Source organism: Pseudomonas thermotolerans DSM 14292 (genome assembly GCF_000364625.1).
Taxonomy (GTDB): Bacteria; Pseudomonadota; Gammaproteobacteria; order Pseudomonadales; family Pseudomonadaceae; genus Aquipseudomonas; species Aquipseudomonas thermotolerans.
Window position 1 is genome coordinate 1 of sequence record NZ_KB822644.1, and the last position, 4,951, is coordinate 4,951.

Annotated in this window: 3 protein-coding genes; all 3 read right to left on the reverse strand. The window is 64.5% G+C overall.

Annotated elements, in window-relative coordinates:
* Window positions 1-256: 256 nt before the first annotated feature.
* The 3 genes from H165_RS0117760 to H165_RS20125 all read right to left on the reverse strand — a co-directional run bounded on the left by H165_RS0117760 (window position 257) and on the right by H165_RS20125 (window position 4,671).
* The gene (locus H165_RS0117760; RefSeq protein WP_017940276.1) at window positions 257-3,463 is read right to left on the reverse strand and encodes a type I restriction endonuclease subunit R; all 3,207 of its coding nucleotides are present in this window, start codon (window positions 3,461-3,463) and stop codon (window positions 257-259) included.
* Window positions 3,464-3,467: 4 nt separating this feature from the next.
* A complete protein-coding gene (locus H165_RS0117765) occupies window positions 3,468-4,469 on the reverse strand; it encodes a virulence RhuM family protein/type II toxin-antitoxin system death-on-curing family toxin (RefSeq protein ID WP_017940277.1) in 1,002 nt (333 codons plus the stop codon).
* Between the two features lie 79 nt (window positions 4,470-4,548).
* Window positions 4,549-4,671: a hypothetical protein gene (locus H165_RS20125; RefSeq protein ID WP_017940278.1), complete on the reverse strand. Its 123-nt coding sequence runs from the start codon at window positions 4,669-4,671 to the stop codon at window positions 4,549-4,551.
* Window positions 4,672-4,951 lie beyond the last annotated feature (280 nt).

The following is a 4,951-nucleotide window of genomic DNA, read 5'->3' on the forward strand; positions in this document are numbered from 1 at the left end:
TCCATTTCGATCAGGAACAGTTCCTTGCGGGTCTGCTTGCGCTTGCCGGCGTACTCGGCGTCGGCGAAGGTCATCTGCTTCATCGGAAAGCTCGGGCGGGTAAAGTCGACGGATTTTGCCAAATCAGGAAGTCTTTTTCAGAGTTTCCCTAGCGAACGGAAAAGCAAGCTACATCAGTGGCTTAGCGTGCTGGGCGAAGGGGGAAGAACTGAGCGCTGTACCGCAGTCTCACCTCATTCCTACCCCCGTCAGCCGTTCAGGTGGTTACCCCGTGACGCGACAACGACCAAGTCGACGACAACGCCTCCGCCTGCCTTAACACCGTCTGCACGGCGGCATCCTGGAGGTCCGGCGGGTAGCCGTACTTGCGCAGGATGCGCTTGACCAGCACCCGCATGCGGGCGCGGGCCGATTCCCGGTGCGCCCAGTCCACCGTCACGTTCTCGCGCAGGCTCATCAGCAGCTCGTGGGCGATCACCTTGAGCTGGTCGTCGCCCATCACCTGCACCGCGCTTTCGTTCTCGGCCAGGGCGTCGTAGAAGGCGATTTCTTCTTCCGACAGGCCGGACTCCTCGCCGCGCTGGCGCGCCGCGCGGATGTCCTTGGCCAGTTGGATCAGTTCCTGCAGCACCTCGGCGGTGGTGATGGCGTTGGCGTGGTAGCGGGCCACCGCATCCTCCAGCCGCTCGGAGAACGCTTTGGTCTGCACCACGTTGGCCTTGCTGCGCGAGCGGATGCCGTCGTTGATGAGCTTGCGCAGGGCCTCCAGAGCCAGGTTTTTCTTCTCCATCTGCTGCACCTCGGCGAGGAACTCGTCCGAGAGGATGGAAATGTCCGGGCTCCTGAGCCCGGCGGCCTGCAGGATGTCCACGATCTCGGTGGACACCACGGCGCGGCTGACGATCTGCTGGATGGCCAGCTCGCGCTCCTGCGGGGCCACGCCCGGTCCGGTGCCGCTCTTGACCAACGCGGCGCGGATGGCCTGGAAGAAGCCGACCTCCTCGCGGATTTGCTGGGCCTCGTCAGAGGCAGACGCCAAAGCGTACGCTTTGGACAAGGCGAGCACAGCGTCCTGGTAGCGGCGGTGGGCGTTCTTCTTGCCTTCTTTGGTTGTCTCCTTGGCCGCCAACTGTTGCTGCAGGTCCAGAATCCATTCGATGGCGCCAGCCATCATCGCTAGGCGCTCCTGTGGCGTACCATTCAGTGCGATGCGGTAGTCGAAGCCGTGAAACATGTCGCGTACGACCTCGTACTTCTCCATCATCACCGCAATGGCCTCGGCCTCGTCGATGCCGGTGCTTTCGCGGTCCTTCGGCGAGTACTGCGCCAGCGCCGACTTCAGGTTCTGCGCGATGCCGATGTAGTCCACGATCAGCCCGGCAGGCTTGTCGCGGAACACGCGGTTGACGCGCGCGATGGCCTGCATCAGGCCGTGGCCGCGCATCGGCTTGTCCACGTACATGGTGTGCATGCAGGGCGCGTCGAAGCCGGTCAGCCACATGTCGCGCACGATCACCAGCTTGAGCGGATCCTTCGGGTCGCGCGCGCGTTTGGCCAGCAGGTCGCGCCGGGCCTTGTTGCCGATGTGCGGCTGCCACTCGGGCGGGTCGCTGGCCGCCCCCGTCATCACGATCTTGACCGCGCCGGCGTTGTCGTCCGGGCTGTGCCAGTCCGGCCGCAATTTGACGATCTCGTTGTAGAGCGCCACGCAGATGCGCCGGCTCATGCACACCACCATGGCCTTGCCGTCCAGCGCGGCCACGCGGCTTTCGAAATGCTGCACGATGTCGGCGGCGACGAGTCGCAGGCGTTTGTCCGCGCCGACGAGCGCCTCCACCGTGGCCCATTTCTGCTTGACGCGCTCGCGGGTAGGCTCCTCTTCGTCTTCGAGGATGTCCTCGATCTCGGCGTCGATCTTCGGCTTTTCCTCCTCGTCCAGTTCCAGGCGCGCCAGGCGGGACTCGTAGTAGATCGGCACCGTGGCGCCGTCTTCGACCGCGCGGCTGATGTCGTAGATGTCGATGTAGTGGCCGAACACTGCCGGGGTGTTGACGTCATCCGCCTCGATGGGCGTGCCGGTGAAGCCGATGAAGGAGGCGTTCGGCAGGGCATCGCGCATGTACTTGGCAAAGCCGTAGGAGACTTCGCCGGTCTTCACGTCCACCCTGGCCCTGAAGCCGTACTGGCTGCGGTGCGCTTCGTCGGCAATCACCACCACGTTGCGGCGTGTGGTCAGCGGCTCCGTGACTTCGCCGAACTTCTGCAGGGTGGTGAAGATCACGCCGCCCGACGCCCGGTTGAGCAGGGACTGCAGGTGCTCGCGGCTTTCCGCCTGCACCGGCGTCTGCCGGATCAGGTCGCGGCACATCGAGAAGGTGGCGAAGAGCTGGTCGTCCAGGTCGTTGCGGTCGGTCAGCACCACCAGTGTGGGGTTCTCCATCGCTGGGTGCTTGACCAGCTGCCCTGCGTAGAAGGCCATCAGCAGGCTCTTGCCGGAGCCCTGCGTGTGCCAGATCACCCCCGCGCGCCGGTCACCCGGGCGCTGGGTCTTCACGCTCGGCAAGCCATATTCGGCCGGGTCTTCCGCCACGCCTTGCACCAGCATGGCCGCGCGCACCGTGGAGTCCACGGCCTTCTTCACCGCGTGGAACTGGTGGTAGCCGGCGATGATCTTCACCAGCCCGGAACCCGTCTCGCCAAAGACCGTGAAGTCGCGCAGCAGATCGAGCAGCCGCCGGTGCTCGAACACGCCTTCGATCAGTGTCGGCAGTTCCGGCGCGCCCTTGGGCGCGATCTCCATGCCGTCCGTGGTGCGCCACGGCATGAAGCGCTCCAGGTCGGCCGACAGCGATCCCACCCGGGCGGAAATGCCATCGGACGTGACCAGCAGCGCGTTGGTATGGAACAGCTGGGGGATCTGCTGCTTGTAGGTCTGCAACTGGTTGAAGGCACCGGCCAGCGTGGCGTTCCCGCTACCCGGCGCCTTGAGCTCGATCACCGCCAGCGGTAGGCCGTTGACGAACACCACCACGTCGGGCCGGCGGGTGTTCTGGCCATTGATCACCGTGAACTGGCGCACCGCCAGCCAGTCGTTGCTCTCCGGCTGTTCGAAGTCGATCAGTGCCACCTTGCCGGCGGTCAGCGTTCCGTCGTCGGCGTAGTACTCGACGTCCACGCCCTCCGTCATCAGCCGGTGCAGGCGGCGGTTTTCTTCGAGCAGGGCGGGCAGTTCGGACTGCGTGACCCTGCGGATCGCGTCCTGCCGCGCCTCCGGCGGCACGCCGGGGTTCAGGCGGGCAACGGCGTCCTCGAACCGCCCGCGCAGCACCACCTCGTCGTGGCTCTCGCGCTCAGGACGATGGCCGTCGGGGCCGATGTCCTCTTCGCGCTCGATGCGATAACCAAGCGCGCGCAGCTGATCCAGCAGCGCGCTCTCAATCTCGGCCTCGGACAGAAATGCCATGCGTCTATCCCTCGTCCCCGCCGCCCGGCAGGGCGAGCATGTTCTCGATCAGGCGGATCATCACGTCCTTGTTCTTGGCGTCGGACTCCGCCACCAGCAGCGCCAGCGCCGCCAGGCCCACGTCGTTGATCACCGGTTCGCCGTTACGCAGCAGGCGCCCGTTGCGTGCCAGAAAGTCCACGAACAGGAAGGCCCCGCTGCGCTTGTTGCCGTCCGCGAATGGATGGTTCTTGATAACGAAATACAGCAGGTGCGCAGCCTTGGTTTCCACCGTGGGATAGGCCGACTCGCCGAACACCGTCTGGTCCAGATTGCCGAGCAGGGCCGCAAAGGCATCGCCGCGCTCGCGCCCGAAGAGCTCGGAAGCCTCGCCACGCGCCATCAGGTCAGCCTTCAGTCGCGCAATGGCGGCACGGGCCTCATCCAGTGTCGGCAGCACGCCGCCCGGACTGCCCGCCGGTGCGGTCAGCAGCCCCTCGTCATAGCGTTGCAGCCACAGAAAGGTCTGGGTGTAGCGCGCAATCACATCCACCAGCCCGCGGCCCTGCTCGGCGGTCAGCGCCTCACCGGCAGCGGCCTTCTTCACCAGCGCTAGCGCCGCTTCCAGCTCGGCGGCGTTTTGCTCGAAGCGCTGCCGGTCCAGGCTGTAGCCCTGGGTCAGATGCTCGCGCAGCACCCGCGTGGCCCATTGGCGAAAGCGCGTGGCGCGGCTGGAGTTGACCCGGTAACCCACCGAGATGATGGCGTCGAGGTTGTAGTGCTTGAGGCGACGCTGCACCTGCCGACGCCCCTCGGTTTGAACTGCTAAGAAATCCTTAGTGGTTGCCGCTTCCTCCAGCTCGCCATCTCGGAAGATGTTCTTCAGGTGCATGAGCACGTTTTCCGGCGTGGTGGCAAAGACCTCGGCCATCTGGCGCTGCGTCAGCCAGATGGATTCGCCCTCCAACCGCACCTGCACCGGCTGTCCGCTCGATTCGAAGATGACGAGTTGGTTGGGCGTGGTCATGGTTTTCTCTCCCTGAAAAACGATACGGCATCCTTCACCCAAGGTTTGCCGGAAATGGGCCAAGCCTCGGTGAGGTGGATCATGCCAAAACCAAGCCAGGTTTCAGACCGAGCCGCTCACGAAACTCCGGTGGAATATCGCCCCAGTGTTCGATCAACAGATCGACGAGCTGGCGCCCGTTGATTGCGGATTCCACGGTCATCTGGCCACCCATTCCATGAGCATCTGACCACCGATTCCACGGTGATCCGGCCACCCATTCCACGCGTATCCGACCACTGATTCCACGGCCATCCGGCCACTCAACCGGGCAGGCAGTAACGCAGGATTTCTTCACTACCATCGACCTCTTTTTCGAAGCAGAGAGGTCGTCGTGGAGCGTTTATCCATGCGTAAGATTCGCGAAGTACTTCGTCTCAAGTTCGAGGTCGGGCTATCGGCTCGCCAGATTGCCGTCAGCGTGCAGATCGGTCGTGTCACCG

What these genes read in the sequence shown, in the direction of transcription:
- H165_RS0117760 (WP_017940276.1), bottom strand. Translation starts at nt 3,463, where the DNA reads ATGGCATTTCTGTCCGAGGCCGAGATTGAGAGCGCGCTGCTGGATCAG.
- H165_RS0117765 (WP_017940277.1), bottom strand. Translation starts at nt 4,469, where the DNA reads ATGACCACGCCCAACCAACTCGTCATCTTCGAATCGAGCGGACAGCCG.
- H165_RS20125 (WP_017940278.1), bottom strand. Translation starts at nt 4,671, where the DNA reads ATGACCGTGGAATCCGCAATCAACGGGCGCCAGCTCGTCGATCTGTTG.